The organism is Myxococcus sp. CA040A (assembly GCF_013336725.1).
Lineage (GTDB): Bacteria > Myxococcota > Myxococcia > Myxococcales > Myxococcaceae > Myxococcus > Myxococcus llanfairpwllgwyngyllgogerychwyrndrobwllllantysiliogogogochensis.
Genome location: NZ_JABUMR010000001.1, coordinates 1,277,422 through 1,293,973, shown reverse-complemented (window position 1 = coordinate 1,293,973; position 16,552 = coordinate 1,277,422). Strand labels below are relative to the sequence as shown.

At 68.9% G+C, this 16,552-nt stretch carries 12 protein-coding genes; 6 read left to right on the top strand and 6 right to left on the bottom strand.

Annotation, left to right across the window (positions count from 1 at the left end; genetic code table 11):
- Positions 1-128 precede the first annotated feature (128 nt).
- On the bottom strand, positions 129-2,999 hold the full coding sequence (locus HUA75_RS05280) for a fused MFS/spermidine synthase (protein ID WP_174485694.1): 2,871 nt from the start codon (positions 2,997-2,999) through the stop codon (positions 129-131).
- A 45-nt stretch (positions 3,000-3,044) separates the two neighbouring features.
- Between HUA75_RS05280 and HUA75_RS05275 the strand changes: the two genes are divergently transcribed.
- From HUA75_RS05275 to mrpC, 3 genes are all read left to right on the top strand, one after another.
- Positions 3,045-4,019: a sensor histidine kinase KdpD gene (locus HUA75_RS05275; protein WP_141643902.1), complete on the top strand. Its 975-nt coding sequence runs from the start codon at positions 3,045-3,047 to the stop codon at positions 4,017-4,019.
- 13 nt (positions 4,020-4,032) lie between these two features.
- Positions 4,033-5,484: a sigma-54 dependent transcriptional regulator gene (locus tag HUA75_RS05270; RefSeq protein WP_174485920.1), complete on the top strand. Its 1,452-nt coding sequence runs from the start codon at positions 4,033-4,035 to the stop codon at positions 5,482-5,484.
- 264 nt (positions 5,485-5,748) lie between these two features.
- The gene (mrpC, locus tag HUA75_RS05265; protein ID WP_015351149.1) at positions 5,749-6,495 is read left to right on the top strand and encodes a Crp/Fnr family transcriptional regulator MrpC; all 747 of its coding nucleotides are present in this window, start codon (positions 5,749-5,751) and stop codon (positions 6,493-6,495) included.
- 175 nt (positions 6,496-6,670) lie between these two features.
- Here mrpC and HUA75_RS05260 read toward each other — a convergent pair whose 3' ends face one another.
- Together HUA75_RS05260 and HUA75_RS05255 are read right to left on the bottom strand one after the other, a co-directional pair.
- Positions 6,671-8,242 carry an aromatic amino acid hydroxylase gene (locus tag HUA75_RS05260; protein WP_141643901.1) on the bottom strand — a complete coding sequence of 524 codons (1,572 nt, stop codon included), beginning with the start codon at positions 8,240-8,242 and terminating at the stop codon, positions 6,671-6,673.
- Between the two features lie 106 nt (positions 8,243-8,348).
- Positions 8,349-9,257: a LysR family transcriptional regulator gene (locus HUA75_RS05255; protein ID WP_141643900.1), complete on the bottom strand. Its 909-nt coding sequence runs from the start codon at positions 9,255-9,257 to the stop codon at positions 8,349-8,351.
- Positions 9,258-9,494: 237 nt separating this feature from the next.
- Between HUA75_RS05255 and HUA75_RS05250 the strand changes: the two genes are divergently transcribed.
- Positions 9,495-11,411, top strand: coding sequence for a sulfatase-like hydrolase/transferase (locus tag HUA75_RS05250; protein ID WP_174485693.1), 1,917 nt, complete (start codon positions 9,495-9,497; stop codon positions 11,409-11,411).
- A 57-nt stretch (positions 11,412-11,468) separates the two neighbouring features.
- Here HUA75_RS05250 and HUA75_RS05245 read toward each other — a convergent pair whose 3' ends face one another.
- The 3 genes from HUA75_RS05245 to HUA75_RS05235 form a co-directional block, all read right to left on the bottom strand.
- Complete coding sequence (locus HUA75_RS05245; protein WP_174461279.1) at positions 11,469-12,062, bottom strand: hypothetical protein; 594 nt, start codon at positions 12,060-12,062, stop codon at positions 11,469-11,471.
- Positions 12,062-12,841: a metallophosphoesterase gene (locus tag HUA75_RS05240; protein WP_371746059.1), complete on the bottom strand. Its 780-nt coding sequence runs from the start codon at positions 12,839-12,841 to the stop codon at positions 12,062-12,064. Before HUA75_RS05240 ends, HUA75_RS05245 begins: the two co-directional genes overlap by 1 nt.
- A gap of 180 nt (positions 12,842-13,021) precedes the next feature.
- Positions 13,022-14,116: a vWA domain-containing protein gene (locus HUA75_RS05235; RefSeq protein ID WP_174485692.1), complete on the bottom strand. Its 1,095-nt coding sequence runs from the start codon at positions 14,114-14,116 to the stop codon at positions 13,022-13,024.
- A gap of 208 nt (positions 14,117-14,324) precedes the next feature.
- On the opposite strand from HUA75_RS05235, the gene dgcN reads away from it, so the two are divergent.
- Entirely contained in the window at positions 14,325-15,341 is a 1,017-nt protein-coding gene (gene dgcN / locus HUA75_RS05230) for an N-acetyltransferase DgcN (RefSeq protein ID WP_174485691.1), read from the top strand.
- Positions 15,342-15,347: 6 nt separating this feature from the next.
- Positions 15,348-16,334, top strand: coding sequence for an N-acetyl-D-Glu racemase DgcA (gene dgcA, locus HUA75_RS05225; RefSeq protein WP_174485690.1), 987 nt, complete (start codon positions 15,348-15,350; stop codon positions 16,332-16,334).
- The last annotated feature ends 218 nt before the right edge of the window (positions 16,335-16,552 follow it).

Below are 16,552 nucleotides of genomic sequence, written 5' to 3'. Positions count from 1 at the left end.
TGTTACTCGGGGTTGAAAAGCACAGTACGGGAGATCCCACCTGCACCTCCATCCGTCATCGGGAGGATGGGGCCAATCCCCTGTAATTCCCGGCGGATAGCTCTTTTTCTCAGAGACTGGAAGGCCGCTCAGGGGCCAACCGGGGCTGCGACAGGCGTCTTCGAGGGGGCGCACGCCGAGGCGGGGAGAGCATCGCACAGGTTTCGCACGGCGCGTGCGAGTTCCGCGTCAGCGGGGAACTCGGAGGCCACCTGCCGGCCCAGCGCCAGCGCGGGGGCCGCGTCCACGGGGGTCCACACCGTCCGGGTCGCCCAGGCCCGCTCGGCGACGAGCTTCAGGTAGGCGGCGACCAGCTCCGGCTCACGCCCGCCCTTCGCCACCTCCGGCTCCAGGAGGGAAGCAGCCAGCGTCAAATCCTTCTGGGCCAGGGCGGCCTTGCCCAGCGCCACCGTCGCCTCGCGGCTGTCGGGCGCCACCGAGCGCCACAGCGTGGCCACGCCGCGCACCAGTGGATCATTCGCCGCGTGGTAGCGCTCCATGTTGCGGTACAGCCGCGCGGCCTCCTCGGCCGTGGGCGGGTGCTGGCGCAGGTAGTCCTCCAGGAACAGCCGCGAGCCGCCTTCGGGAGAGCGGCGCTCGTCCTTCACGCGCACGTCGATGTTCGCGACGAAGAACGCGATGGGCGAGGCGTACTCCAGCAGGTTGTGGTCATCCGTGTTGATGGGGCCCGGACCCGCGAAGGCGAGCTGCCCATCCTCGCTGTGCACCTGCTTGGACAGGAGCGCGAAGACGTCCGTCAGCCCCACGCGCCCCATGTCCGCGCGAACCTCCGGCACCGCCATCCGCTGGGCCAGGCGCTCCGCGTCGAAGGCCAGCGGCTTGCGGCTGGCCACGAGCACCAGGTCATGCGGCCCCAGCCACGTCGTGGCATGCGGGAAGGTGTCGCGCAGCGTGCGGACCACCAGCCGGATGAGCTCGTCGTTGCTCTCGTAGGTGTGGATCCACTGCACCAGCACGCCGTCATCCGCGAGGTGGCGGTCCACCGTCTGGAAGAAGTCCCGCGTGAAGAGGCCGGACACGCCCGCCACCCACGGGTTGGAGGGCACGCTCACCACCAGGTCGTACTTGCGCTCGGCCAGCGCCATGAACGTCTTCGCGTCGTCGATGTGGACGCGGGTGCGGGTGTCATCCACCGCGTTGCGGTTGTCCTCCTTGAACAGGCGCGCGGCGTCGATGACCGCCGGGGCGATCTCCACCATGTCCAGCCGCTCCACCGGATGCGCCAGCACGCTGCCCGCGGTAATCGCCGCCCCCGCGCCCACGAGGAGCACATTCTTGGGCTCGCGCGGGTGCAGCAGCGCGCCCAGGTGTCCGGCAATCACCTGCGTCTCCACGTCGCTGCCGTTGGAGGCGTCAATCTTGCCGTTGAGCTTCATGAAGCGCAGGTGGTCCTGCGGGTAGTCGGCCACCATCACCGTGGCGAAGGTGTCGTCGCGGTAGAAGATGGGGTGGATGTTCTTCTCCGTCTCCTCCACCAGCTTCGCGTAGCTCTCCGGGGGCTTCTGGTGGGAGCGGATGGAGGCGATGCCCGACAGCCGGACGGACCAGCCGCTCATGCCGCCCAGCACCACCGCCGCCAACAGGGCCACGGCGCCCACCGGCCACAGCGCTCGCACGGGGCTTGAGGGACGGCCCGGCAGCGCGTGGAAGGCCAGCGCGGCGGCGGCGAGGTTCGCCACCACGCCCGCCACGAAGTTGCCCTCCATGCCCCACCACGGCATCAGCACCAGGCCGCCCAGCGCGGAGCCCGTAATCGTGCCCACCGTGTTCCACAGGTACACGCCGCCCAGCTCACGGCCGACCTCGGACACCTTCGCCGTGGCCACGCGCGCCGCCGCCGGGAAGGCCGCGCCCATGAAGAACGTGGGCACCAGCAGGACGAGGCAGCAGAAGCCAAACGTCAACAACTGGAACAATGGCCACGTGTCCACCGAGCGCGTCATCATCCACTGCGCCGAGCGGAACAGGTGCGGCAGCCGCACGTAGAGCGGCAGGGCCACGCAGAGGCTGGCCACCAGCGCCACCTGCATCTGCCCGTACAGCTTCAGCGGGTCCGACTTCTGAGCGCGCGTCATCAGCCAGAAGCTGCCCAGGCCGATGCCCAGGATGAACGCGGTGAGGATGAGCGTGAAGGCGTACGTGGACGCGCCCAGGACGATGGACAAGAGCCGAATCCACGTCACCTGGTACAGCATGGACGTGAAGCCCGACAGCGCCACGCCCACCAGCGCCGCTCGCACCGCCACGCGGGGATAGGCCAGGTTCGCCGTGCTCTCGGACACCGGCGCGGCCTGTCCCGGCGCCAGGGCGGGAGGATGCCTGCGCGCGAGCAGCAGCGCCGCGACGGCCAGGAGCAGGTTGAGCCCCGCGGCCAGCTTCGCGGAAGCGGACAGGCCCAGCACCGGCACCAGCTTCGTTCCCGCGATGAAGACGCCCAGCGCCGCGCCCAGGCTGTTGACGGCGTACAGCCGCGCCAGCTCCCGCTGCACCCCGGAGAGGCTGTCCGCGAAGTGCCGCACCAGCGCCGGCAACGTGCCGCCCATCAGCAGCGTGGGCACCACCAGCGACACCGCCGCCACCAGCAGCCGGGGCCCCACCCGCCACCCATCCGGCACGCCGGGCGCGACCGCCAGCCACAGGGCCCCCAGGGCATCCAGCACGTACGGGAAGGCCAGCGCGTACAGCGCCACGCCCAACTCGAGCACTCCGTACAAGGCCAGCGGGCTCTTCACCCGGTCCGCTGTCCTCCCGAAGACAGATGCACCGAGCGCCAGGCCGCCCATGAAGGTGGCGAGCACCACCGCGTGCGCCTGCCCACTGTTGCCCAGGACGTTCCCGAGATACTTGGACCAGACCAACTCGTAGACCAGCGCCGTACCTCCTGAAAGGAAGAGGAGGGCCGACACAAGGTTCTTCGGGAAACGCGCGATGAGGGACATAAGGGGACAGCGCGGAACCTTACTCGTTATGTTCGGGACCCACCAATGAACGCCCACCTCCTGCAAGCCGCATTGCTCGCCTGGTCTCCAGGCCTGCGGGTGACCCGCGCGCAGGGTGACTGCGCCGCCGTGCTCCGCCGCCCCGTCGAGGAGCTGCTCGACCGTCCTCTCCACCAGGTCCTCGGTGTCTCCGCCGAGCGCGCCCGCGAGCTGGACGCACGGGCCCGCGAGGACCGCCGCGCCGTGGAGTTCATCTCCTCGGCGCTGGGGAACGAGGACGCCACGCCCCTGCGGCTGACGCTCGGCCTGGACGAGGGCGAGGCCGGAGCGTGCGCCCAGGACCTCAACGTCCTGTTGGAAGGCGCCCCGCCGGTGCAGATCTCCCGACTGTCGAGCTCCCTCAGCCACGAGATTCGCAACCCCCTGTCCTCCGTGAAGATGGCGGTGCAGACGCTGGCCCGGAACACGGGCCTGTCGGACCGGGACAGGCGGCGGCTGACCATCGCCAACCGCGAGATTCGCACCATGGAGCGCATGCTCTGGCTCCTGTCCGAGTATGGCCGCGACACCACGCCCAACCTGGACGCGCACGTGCTGCGCTCGGTGATTCAAGAGGCCACGGGCATGGTGGCGCCCGAACTGGCCGAGCGCCGCATCGAGGTGCGCGTGGACGAGGAGGCGGAGCTGCCTCGCGTGCGCGTGGACCCCAACCGCCTGCGGCCCGTGCTGGCCCAGGTGCTGCTCAACGTGGCCATGGGTCGACCCGAGGACAGTCCGGTGGAGGTGGCCCTTCGCCGGGGCCCGCCGGGCCGCGTGCTGATGGTACTCAAGGACCCCGCCGCCGCCCTGCCTCCGGAGGAGAACGGCACCCTCTTCGAGCCCTTCGGCTCGAGGCTGGCGCGCGGCGCGGGACTGTCACTCGCCGCGCTGCGCCGGGTGATGATGGGACAAGGAGGGGACGTCGCCGCCGAAGGCAGCGCCGAGCCCGGCATGGTCTTCACGCTCACATTCGCCACCTGAGAAGGAAGCCATGATGGAGACCCTTCTCATCGTCGATGACGACGTGTCTCTCCTCGAGACGTTGAAGATGCACTTCGAGGAGATCGAACACGACGGCCAGCCACGCTACCAGGTGGCCACCGCCACCAGCGCCGCGGCGGGGCTGCGCGCGGCGCAGGACTCCATGCCCAGCGTGGTCATCCTCGACATGATGCTGCCGGACCGCACCGGTCTGGAGATCATCGAGGAGATGAAGGGGCTGTGCGGCGACGCGCGCATCATCCTCGTCACCGCCTACCACGACATGGAGACCACCATCCGGGCGATGAAGGCGGGGGCCTTCGACTACATCCACAAGCCCTTCCCGGACCCGGCCGCGTTGGACCTCGTCGTCGAGCGCGCGCTGGAGTACCGCCAGCTGTCACGCCGCGCGGACGAGGTGAACCGGGAGAACGCCGCGGTGCGCCTGGGCGACATCGTCGGCACCAGCCCCTCCATGCAGCAGTTGGTGAAGGAGATTGGCAAGGTGACGGGCAGCCACGCCACCGTGCTGATTACGGGTGAGAGCGGCACCGGCAAGGAGCTCATCGCCCGCGTCATCCACAACTACTCGTACGACGAGCCCCGGCCCTTCATCGGCATCAACTGCTCGGCCATCGTCGACACGCTGCTGGAGAGCGAGCTGTTCGGCCACGAGAAGGGCGCCTTCACCGGCGCGACGGCGGGCAAGCCCGGCAAGTTCGAGCTGGCCGAGGAAGGCACCGTCTTCCTCGACGAGATTGGCGACATGTCGATGATGCTCCAGGCCAAGCTCTTGCGCGTGCTCCAGGAGCGCGAGTTCGAGCGCGTGGGCGGCGTCAAGCGCATCAAGCTGCGCGCCCGCGTCATCGCCGCCACCCACCGCAACCTCTCCGAGGAGGTGGAGCACCTCCGCTTCCGCGAGGACCTCTACCAGCGCCTCAAGGTGATTACCCTCCTGATTCCCCCGCTGCGCGAGCGGCGCGAGGACATCCAGTTGCTCGTCAAGCACCTGCTCGAGCGCATCAACGAGAAGGTGCACAAGCGCGTCACCCGCGTGCCCACCGAAGTCATGGAGCGCCTGACGCGCCTGCCCTGGCGGGGCAACGTGCGCGAACTGGAGAACGTGCTCACCCGCGCCGTGGTGCTCGCGCCGGGCGATGTGTTGCGCGGGGATGACCTGCCCACGCTGGACATCCCGCCCTCCCCGGAGTCGGGCCGCGCCGCCAGCAATACCCTCATGTTCACCGCCCCCGCGGTGGATGACGCCAGCCTCATCCCCACGCTCGAGGAAGCTGAACGGATGCTCATCGCCCGTGCCATGGCCGTCACAAAGGGGCACAAGGGTCGCACCTGCCAGATTCTTAAAATCAGTCGCCCCACCCTCGAGCGCAAACTGCAGAAGTACAATCTTTCACAGGGACAGAACCCTCTAGGGCACGGGTTCACCGTGAAAGACGACCCCTGAACACTGTCCGGGCCACGACAAAGGGCCCCACCCTTTGAACGTTTCGTTCAACATGATCAGACTGTTTGAACGTTCTGTTTCAGGTTTCGGACACAGACAGGTGGGTGCTACGGGCCTCTAGCGCTAAGTACCCGGCATTCTTGGATGTGTTCCCCCCGGAGCACTTCATTCCCCACTGGCACGTTCCTTGGAAAAGGTAAGCCCCGTTGCCGCTGAAGCAGGCGGCCGGTCCTACCCCCGATTGCTTTCCACGGAGTGAATGCCATGCACGGTTTCAATCGCCCCCTCGGCCCTATCGGTTCCAACGTCGTGGCGCCGCTCCAGGCAACCAGCTCCGGGATGATGGTCACCGCGAACAAGCTTGTTCCGGGGCAGGAGGCCATCGACTTCAAGGGCTACTTCAAGGTCGAGTCCTTCCCGCACAACTCGACCATCTACCGTCCTGGCGACAACACGGACCGCGTCTATCTGCTCAAGTCCGGCCGCGTCCGGCTGATGCGCATCGGGAAGAATGGCACCCGCTCGGTGGTGTCCATCCTCCGCCCCGGCGACTTGTTCGGCGAGCTGTTCCGCCCCGAGGGGACGCCGATTGAAGAGATGGCCATCGCCGCGGGCGAGGCCGAGGTGTGGAGCATCGAGGGCCGCGACTTCCGCGCGCAGCTCGAGGCCCGGCCGGCGCTGGCGGTGGACGTGGTGCGCGCCTACGCCGAGCGCGTGCGTGCCCTGCGCAAGCGCGTGCTGGGGCTGACCTTCAAGGAAGTTCCCGCGCGGCTGGCGGACACCCTGCTGACGCTGGTGGAGGCGCACGGTGAGCGCTGCCCCCACGGCGGTGAGACGGACCTGCGCGGAATCACGCAGCAGGACCTGGCGGACCTGGTGGGCGCGTCGCGCTCGTTCGTGTCCACGCTCATCAACGAGATGAAGCGCGAGGGCGTGCTCGGCAATGTCGGCCGCATCCTCTGCGTGAGGGACCAGAAGGCGCTGCGGAAGATTGCCTCCAAGGAGAAGTGAGCACGGCGGTCGTCCCCCGCGGATGTCGCGGGAGCACTGACGTCAACGACGGGCCTGACCACGTGACTTCTACGTGGTCGGGCCCGCGTCGTTTTCATGGGTGACGGCAAGCAAGGAGCGGCCACGCGGGGAGGCGCGGCACTCGATGGAACGTTTCACTCCCCGGGACGCGACCTCAGGCCCGGGCCTTCAGCTCGTCAACCTCGGCGCGCAGCAGCCAGTCGTCCTGGAAGTCCGTCGCGGCGGCGGCGATCTGCGCCAGACGCTCCGGCTTCGCCTTCCCCGAATCGCGCAGGCCGCGCACCTCCCGGTAGAGCGCCGCGAGCGACGGGTGCAGGGCCAGCGCCTTGCGCTCGCGCGCCTTCGACTCGCCGTCACCTTCCGCGAACGCCCCCAGCTCGCCGAACCACCGGTCCCACGTCTCCGGGTCCGCCGGCCCACCCGCTACCGAGGGCAGGTGCGTGGTGACGAAGAGCTTCGTCACCGCGGGCACGTCCAGCGCGCGGCCCGCGAGCCGAGCCCGCAGCGCCAGCACCTCGCCTCCGCCCGCCGCGAAGCCCTCCAGCTCCAGCCCACTGGCCAGTGACAACTTGAACGTTCCACGCTCCGGGAGGCTGCCCGCACCGAAGGCCACCAGCGCCGGACCGTTCCACGGCCGACTCCCGTCCCCCTTGCCACCGCGCGAGGTGAGGACCGGACCCTCCATCCGCACCAGCGCGGTGGTGAGCCCCGGGGCCACCTCGGCGGGCGCGGCCACCGTTTCCAGGACGCGCCCCGTCACCTCGCGGCCATCCGCCAGCACCAGGTGATTCACCGTGCGCGCCTGCCGGGCCACCTCCAGCCCGAAGTCGCCGCCGCGCTTCCACGCCAGCGTGGACTCGAACTCCGACAGCACCTCGAACAGGTGCTCGAAGTCCCGCGCCACGAAGAGCTGCGGCTGCATCCGGGTGATATCGAAGTCCATGTCCGCGCACGCCACGCCGAGCGGCAGCTTCCGCACGGCCGGCGTCAGACAGAGTGCCGCCTCGCCGATGCTCGACAGCAGCCCCGCGCCGTAGATGCGCGGCGACTCCAGGCCCCCGACGAGGCCGTACTCCGCGGTCCACCAGTACAGCCGGGTCGCCCGCGTGCTCTCACTCACGTACCGACGGCTGGCGCTCGCCGCCTCCAGTCGCGCCTCTGAGTGAGCGACCTCTTCCGGGCTCGCGTCCGGGTCTTCCTTCACCACCGACAGGTTGCGGATGGCCTCGAAGACGGCCTGGTCCTCCACGCTCGCGATGGACTTGAAGCCCACGAGGCCGCACGCCTTCAGGTACTCCGCGTACCGCCGGTTGGCGATGATGGGCGCGTGCCCCGCGCTCTCATGGACGATGTCCGGCGCGGGCGTGTACTCGATGTGCTCGTGCGTGCGGATGTCCGAGGCGATGGCCAAAACTCCCATCGACTGGAGTTCGGTGAAGACCGCCGGCGGAATGAAGCCGCGCACGCCCACGCACGCCCAGCCCAGCCGCGACAGCCGCTCGTTCATCTCGTCCAGGCTGGGGATGGACTCCAGGTTGATGCCCGTCGCCGACAACCCCTCCAGATAGACGGAGTGCGCCCGCTCCCCGAGGTGCCCGCGCAGCTTGCCCAGGATGTGCCGCCAGACGGCGTGGTCTCTCGGCGTATACGCGTCGTAGTCCTGGCTCACCACGTAGCGCCGCAGATGCGCGGGCAGGCGGGATATCGTCAGTTCCGTTGGCGTCATATCCGGGCACTCCTGGTGAAAACTTTCAGCCCAGAGAAGATACAGGCGCAGGAGGCTCCGGAAAACCGGCAGAATTCGACGCCTTCGTCGATTTAACGACGAGCACTCATACGCGCTGACGCAGTCCGTCGAGGACGGTGGAGGCACCGGGACTGAGCGCGCCGGAGGGCCAGAGGGCCACGACTTCCACGGCCTGGGGCTCGTCCTCCTTGAGGGGCCAGGCGTGCATGTCGGGGGGAAAGGGGTGCATCGGCCGCAGGTCGGGCGTAATCGCGCAGGCGCTGAAGGCGCGCAGCAGTTCGTAGAGCAGCAGGAAGCTTTCGACTCGGGCCACCTCGGCCACCTTGACCCCATGGGCGGCGAAGCGCGCGCTGTTGGCGCCGCCGTAGGGGTCGTCTCGCAGCCAGTCCACGAAGGGCTGACCGTCCAGGTCCTTCACGTGCAGCGTCCGCCGGGACGAGGCCATGCTCGCCAGCGCGTTCCCCGGGCCGGCGAGCACGACGAAGGACATGCGCAGCAGGGACTCCGACTCCACGCCTTCGTGGGGCGGCAGCGGGGTGAAGTCCAGCGCCAGGTCGAGCTGTCGCGTCTGCACCTGCCGCGTCAATTCGTGCGGTCCGCCGAAGCTGAGCACCAGCTTGAGTCCGGTGGCGGCGGCGTCGCGGGCGACCTTCCCGAGCAAGGAGATGGACAGGGTGGGATTGAGGCCCAGGCGCACCACGGGCTCCGCGCTGGCCAGGTCGCGCAGCCGCTTCATGTCGAGTTGGTGCAGGGGCGTCTGGGTGCCAGCGAAAAGACGCTCTCCCCGAGCGGTGAGCTGGAGGCGTCGGCCGGGTCCGCGCTCCAGCAGCGTGGCGCCCTCCGCCAGCGCCATCTCCAGCGCGCGGATGTGCTCGCTCACCACGGAGCGGGCCACACCCAGGTGCTCGGCGGCCGATTCAATGCTGCCCGCCTCCACCGCCGCGGTGAAGGACTCCAGCCAGACGAGGTGTCGCACGAGCTTGCGTGGCGGCATGCTCCCATCCTGGCACCGCCGAGCCATCGGACACGAGACATGAGGTGCGGCTCCACCCGGCACCTCGTGCACGTGGCGCTTCACCTCCGCTCCCGGCACCGCTAAGCCGCCGGACACGAGACATGTGAGGCTCTATCCGACGCGTCGCGTGAGTGGGCGTGCATCCACTGCGAGGGGGCGGCCGGGCGTTCCTGTCTTCCTTGAACATCAGCCTGCGGCGGGCTAGCAGGAGGCGCGATGTCTCGGATGCCTCCCGCCACCGTCACTCCCGCCGAGAGGCTCCGCCCGCGGTTGGCCGACGCCCTGCCTTTGCTCGGCCCCGCGCTGCTCTGGTGCACGCTGCATGGGCTGCTCGCGCTGCTCTTCTTCGGTGCCCCCCTGCTCGACTCCGTGGGGAGGCTGGCCAGCTCCTTGCGCCCCGTGCTCCTGGTGGGCGGCATCGTCCAGGCGCTGTTCCTGGGGCTGCTCACCTTCGTGGCCACCCTGCCCCTGATACTGCTCGGGCGGCGCTATGCGCTGGCCCTGCCGGTGATGGTGGCGCTGGGCGTGGCCATGCTCGGCGTGGACGCGCTCGTCCTGTCCTCCCTGGGCTTCCACATCAACGGGCTGGTGCTAGCGGTGGCCATGCAGCCGCGCGCGCTCGCGGAGACGGGGCTTGCTCCCCATGAGCTGGCGCTCCTGGGCGCGGCGACACTGGGCGTCCTCGCGCTCGATGTCTGGGCGGGCGTCCACTTCCTGCGGCGAGTCCCCCGTCCGCGCCACGTCGCCCGGCTCATCGCCATCCTCGTCCTCGTCACCGCGGTGGAGAGACTGACGAGCGCATGGCTCGTCTTCGCCCATGGTGGCGCCGTGCTGCACGCGGCCACCACCCTGCCCCTGCAACCCCCCGTGCGCATGAACACCCTGCTCACACGGCTGACGGACAGGCCCCCCGCATCCGGGCTGCGGCTGGGCGTGAGCCCCGAGGCCGGCGTCCCCGCGTCGACCATCGACCCCGCCTCGGTGCGCTTCACGCGCCGGCCCGACATCGTCCTCATCCTCGTGGAGAGTCTACGCGACGACTTCTTCCGCCCGGACGTCATGCCCCACCTCTGGCGCAGGGCGGAGCACGGCACACGCTTCCTCCATCACCACAGCGCGGCGAGCTCCACGGACTACTCTCTCTTCAGCCTCTTCTTCGGACTGGAAGCACAGCGCCGCGACGCGGTGGTCGGCGCCGGGCGCTCGCCCCTGCTCTTCCCGGCGCTCCGGGAGAATGGCTATCGCCAGGCCTTCTTCGCCGCGTCCTCCGTGGACTGGATGGGCTTGAAGGACACCGTGTTCCGCGACGTGCATGGCGGCCTGCGCACGGACTACGAGGGCCGCAGCCACCTGCGAGACACCGCCATGGTGAAGGACGCGCTGGACATGGTGCGCACGACACCCAAGGACACGCCGCTCTTCACCTTCGTGTTCTTCGCGGGCACGCACTTCGACTACGACTACCCGCCGCGCTCGGCGGTGTTCACCCCCGCCTGGGACGGCAAGGGAGGCCTGGCCACCGCGCGAGTCCCCGCCGAGCACCTCAAGGCCCGCGCCTGGAACTCCGCCTACGAGGTGGACACCAAGGTGGAAGAGCTCTTGAGCCAGTGGGAGGCCACACGCGGAACGCGCCCCCTGGTCATCTTCACTGGCGACCATGGCGAGGAGTTCCGCGAGCACGGCCGGGTCGGCCACGCCAGCGACGTCACCGAGCTGCAGCTCCATGTCCCCATGCTCGTCTTCGACGAGAAGCTTCCGACTGGGCAGGTCGAGGCCGTCACCGGCCACATCGACCTGGTGCCCACCCTGTTCGACCTGCTGGGTGACACCCACTCACCGGAGCAGCTCGGTGACGGGATTCCCATGAGCCGCCCAGACCCTCGGCGCTACCTGCTCACCACCATTGGCTGGGAGGCGCGCTATGCGCTCATCGGCCGGGACTTGAAGGTGCGCTTCGGCGCGGGACTCCCCGGCACGGAGCTCAGCGACCTGTGGGACCGCCCCCTTCCGGACGCCCAGGAACGCTTCGCCGCCGAAGCCCCGCGCATCCTGCGTCGGCTCCGGGGCGGTGGCGCGCAGACCGAGGCCGAGCCGACCTCACCTCCCGCCACGGCGACGCAGCCTCCACGCTGAAGGCCGCATCCACGCTGAAGGCCGCATCCACGCGGCCGCCGCTTCACACCGCGCGCTTCAGAAGCGGACCCGCGCACCGAGCGCGAGCGTGAACAGGCCCGTCTTCACGGTGCTCGGGTTCTGGAGGAACTGGACGATGCGGTAGTCCGTGGCCACCAACTCGTAGTACCCCTCCAGGTGCCTCAGTCCCAGCGACGGCACGGGCCGGCCCGCGCTCCCGCCCAGCAACAGCGCGGGCCTCAGCGCCGTCTTGAACCAGTAGTAGCCGGAGACATAGCGGTCCGGCAGCGTGAGGAAGTAGTCGTCGCCAAAGGTGTAGCTGAAGGCCGCGCCCACGGTGAACGGACGAAAGCTCCACTCGCGGTGGGTAACGTGGAACGGATGCCACTGGCCCTTGAGCGTCAGGGTGACGAAGTCCGCCCCCGCCACCGCCCGAGGCGCCCAGCCCACCAGCACCTCCAGCTCCAACTGCTCGTCCAGGAAGGCCCACCCTGGCCCCGCGGCCAACATGCCAATGGAGCCGGCGAACTGGAGCGCCGCGTGGTCCGGCACGTACCACGGCGCCCCCGCCTCCCTCGGCGCCGCGCGCACGGGATGCGCCGCGAGCAGCATCGACGCCAGCAGTCCACCCACGAGCCAGGTGCGAGCCATCAGAAGAAGACCTGCTCCACAGCCACGGACTCGCCCTCGACGGTGACGAGCAGGTAGCTGTGAAGCTCTATGGAGTCCGCGATGAAGTAGCGCACGCCCCGCCGCGCGTCGGTGCTGAAGCGGTGGGTGTGGCCGTGAAACGAAACCGTGACTCCGTGCTCCGCCTGGAGCTGCTCCAGCGGTTCCGTCAGCGACCCATCGAAGTCCGGGTGTCCGGGTGGCACATGCGAGAAGGTGAACAGGTGCCCGCCACCCGGCGCTTCGCCCAGTGCCGAGCGCAGTTGCTCCAGGTCCGGCACGTTGCCCGGGAACCCGTACTCACGGGAGTTGGAGTCGAAGAGGACGAACCGGCTCCCCCCATGTTCGAAGGCCAGGAACGTCGGCCCGAAGCGGTGGAGGTAGAGCTCCCGCCCCTTGCCGAGCAGGTCATGGTTGCCGATGACCGCCAGCGCGGGCACTGACGCATCCTCGAGCAGCCCCGCCACCCAGTCGTACTCCTGGGCGGAGCTGAACTCCGTCAGGTCCCCCATCTGCACGACGAAGTCGACATCGCGCCGCGCCAGGTCCTTCACGGCGTCGACGGAATCGTCCTGGTAGACGCCAATGTCTCCCAGCACCGCGAAGCGGAAGGACCCGCCGCTGACGTTCCGCTGGAGCCGCTCGAGCGCCCGGGCATTCGTGTCCCGCACGCCCCCTCGAATCTCATAGGGGTGCAGCTCGAAGACGTCGCAGCTGACGCAAAGCAACAGCAGCAGCAGACATGGGACCCAGGACCTCACGGTCGTCCGAGGTAACGACGTGGTGCCACCTCTTCAACCCTTGGGTCGGGCGCTCCATGGCGCATGAAACATCCGCTCATGGAGTTCATCACGTGACCAACAGTCGACACGCACGCAACGAGAACCCCAGGCCGTTGACGCTGTTGTCTCCTTCGCCCCCGGCCCGTTTCGCCGGAGCACTCAGGCCGCGAGGGCCTTGGCCCCGTCCCAGTCCTCTACCTCGTAGAGGAACTTCGAGCCCTTCACGAGCTTGCGATTCGCCGAGGTGCTCTGCACGAAGACGACGTACTTCTCCAGGCTGGCGGGACGGATACGCACCGTCTCCCCCGGCGGCAGCCCGAGCATCTCCCGCGCCCGCTCGCCGCTGTAGAAGTCGCCCGTCTTGCGGTCCATCAGCACCACTTCCTTGTGGCCCTGGATGGTCTCCGTCTTGGTGAACTCGTAGAAGCCCCGTCCCGTCTTGAAGCCCAGCCCGTTCTCCTGGACGAAGGCCTTGATGGGCATGTCATCGTCCACCTCCAGCGACTGGAACCGGCCGGGAGCAACGGCGCGCAGGTCCGTCTCCGCGTAATCCGACGACGTCTTTCGCTGGAGCATGGTGCTGAACATGGCGTTCAGCCCGCGGCTCATCCGCCCCTCCTTCGCGACCTCCGTCTCGTAGGCCTGGAGCCGCGCGTCGGACGACTGCTTGTAACAGACGGCCAGCAGCATGTCGGTGACGTGCGCGAACTGGTCCAGGCTCAGATGGAAGCCGCCCGACTTCTCCGCCAGCTCCTTGTAGAACGGCGTCGCATGGCGTCGCGCCAGCGCCTGCACCCCGTACACCGGGACGCCCATCCTACCCAGCGCGTCCACTTCCTTGCGCCAGTCCAGGCGCTTCGGGTTGTCCGACGGCGCATGCGGCACGTCATCACCAATCAGCACGAAGGCCCGCGTGTAGCCCACCGTCCATGACAGGGATTGCGCTTCGCGCAGCACCAACTCATAGCACTCCGGCGCGTCACCGCCGCCCGTCTGACCCACCTTGTCCACGAACCGCACCACGGCCTTCGCATCGTCCGTGAGGTCCAGAATCTTCGTCACGTACGTCGAGCGCGCGTCGCAGTAGTCGCCGTGCGCGATGACGCCGATGCGGATGCCCGGAATCTCCTTCATCAATCGGGACACGGTGCCATGCAGCTTCTTTCGCACCTGCGCGAGACACGGATACATGCTGCCGGTGGTGTCGAAGCTGAAGACAATCTCGACGCGATTATCAATCACTGACGCGGCCATTTTTCGTTCCCCTCGTGTGCGGCGACGGAGAGAAGAATACGGGGCGGGTCTGACATTTTCGGGCCTCCCGGAGGGCCTACGCGTGGGGTGGTTCCAAGGGGTTGGAAGAAACCCTCCCAGCAGGCTTCAGCGATGTCCTTGCGGGCCTGTCGGGGGCGTGCTGAAAAGCCTCGCCACAGCCCCAGACCGGGGCGCGGGGAGGACCTTGGTGGAGATCCAGAAGCCCTACCTGTTGTTCCTGGGGGATGTACCCGACCAGCTCGCGGCGAAGACGGCCCACGGCATCGTCGACTGGCGGCCCGAGTGGTGCGTGGGCCAGCTCCGACTGCCGGGCTGCGGGGCGGACTGCGGCCTGACAGACCTGGACATCGCCCAGGCCAGGGCCCGGGGCGCCCAGACGCTCATCGTCGGCGTGGCCAACGCGGGCGGAGTGCTCCCCGAGCACTGGGTGAGCAAGCTGGTGGAGGCCCTGGACGCGGGAATGGACGTCGCCACGGGGCTGCACAAGCGCCTGGCCTCCTTCCCCGCCATCGCCGAGGCCGCCGCGCGCAATGGCCGCAAGCTGCACGACGTGCGCATCCCCGACATGGACTTCGCCACTGGCAAGGGCACGAAGCGCCAGGGATTGCGCCTGCTGACGGTGGGCACGGATTGCTCGGTGGGCAAGAAGTACACGGCGCTCGCGCTGGAGAAGGAGATGCGCGAGCGGGGACTCAAGGCGGACTTCCGCGCCACGGGACAGACGGGCATCTTCATCTCCGGCCGGGGTGTGGCCATCGACGCGGTGGTGTCTGACTTCGTCGCGGGCGCGGCGGAATGGCTGTCACCCGCCAATGACTCGGACCACTGGGACCTGGTGGAAGGCCAGGGCTCGCTGTTCCATCCCTCGTTCGCGGGCGTGACGCTCGGTCTGCTGCACGGTGCGCAGCCCGACTCCTTCATCGTCTGCCACGAGCCCACCCGTACGAAGATGCGCGGCGTCCAGCACGCCCTGCCCTCCATCCAGGCCGTCATCGACCGCACCGTGCTGGAGGGGCAGCTCACGAACCCGGGCATCCAATGCACCGGGCTCGCCATCAATACCGAGCACCTTGAGGAGAAGGACGCCCTCGCGCTGCTGGAGCGGACGGGCCGCGAGTACGGCCTGCCCTGTGTCGACCCCATCCGCACCGGTGTCGGCCCGCTGGTCGACGAGCTGGTGCGCCGCTTCCCGGCGAAGGGCTGACCGCGCATGCGCAAGCTCACCGTCAAGCACGAGAGCTGGCCCATCGCGGGCAGCTTCACCATCTCCCGAGGCTCGAAGACCATCGCCGAAGTGGTGGTCGTCACGCTGGAGGAAGACGGCGCCGTGGGGCGCGGCGAGTGTGTCCCCTATGGTCGCTATGGGGAGACGGTCGACGGCGTGCTGCGGGCGCTGGAAGCCGCGCGTCCGCGCATCGAGGGCGGACTGGGACGCGACGAGGTCCCGGAGGCGCTGGAGCCGAGGGCCGCGCGCAACGCGCTGGACTGCGCGCTGTGGGACCTGGAGGCGAAGAAGACCGGCAAGCCCATCTGGGAGCTGCTCGGCATGTCGGAGCCCCAGCCGCTGGTCACCGCGTACACGCTGAGCCTGGACACCGCCGAGGCCATGGGCCGGGCCGCCGAGAAGTCCGCGCACCGGCCACTGCTCAAGGTGAAGCTGGGACGCGGGAGCGAGGGTGACATCGAGCGACTGCGCGCCATCCGCCTCGGAGCGCCGGCCAGTCGCCTCATCGTGGACGCCAACGAGGGCTGGAAGCCCGACGAGCTCCCGTCACTGCTCGCGGCCTGCGCCGAGCTGGGCGTGGTGATGGTGGAGCAGCCGCTGCCCGCGTCGGATGACGAGGCCCTGCGAGGCCTGCGGCGCCCCGTGGCTGTCTGCGCCGACGAGTCCGCGCACGACAGGCACGGGCTGGCCACCCTCGTCGGCAAGTACGACGCCCTCAACATCAAGCTCGACAAGACGGGAGGGCTCACTGAGGCCCTGGCCCTGGCGCGCGATGCACGTGGGCACGGGCTTCAACTCATGGTCGGCTGCATGGTGGCGACCTCGCTGTCCATGGCCCCGGCCGCCCTGGTGGCCCAAGGCGCGGAGGTGGTGGACCTGGACGGCCCCCTGCTGCTCGCGAAGGACCGTGAGCCTGGCATCCACTTCGAGGGCAACACCCTCTTCTGGCCGCCTCGCGAACTCTGGGGCTGACCCGCCATCACGGGCCTCGTGGCGGTTACGCGTCGCGTGACATCGAGCCACGGCACACCGGTGGAGGAACCGACGTTTCCTCCACCAGTGCCGCCCACGCGAGGAACGACTCTTGGTCGCGAGTGTCCTCGCCGGGGCCGGGTTCGACATGGACGCGAAACTCTCGGGAACACCCTCCCGCCGGTTCAACTCAGGGGTGAACCACCGGGATGGCCTTG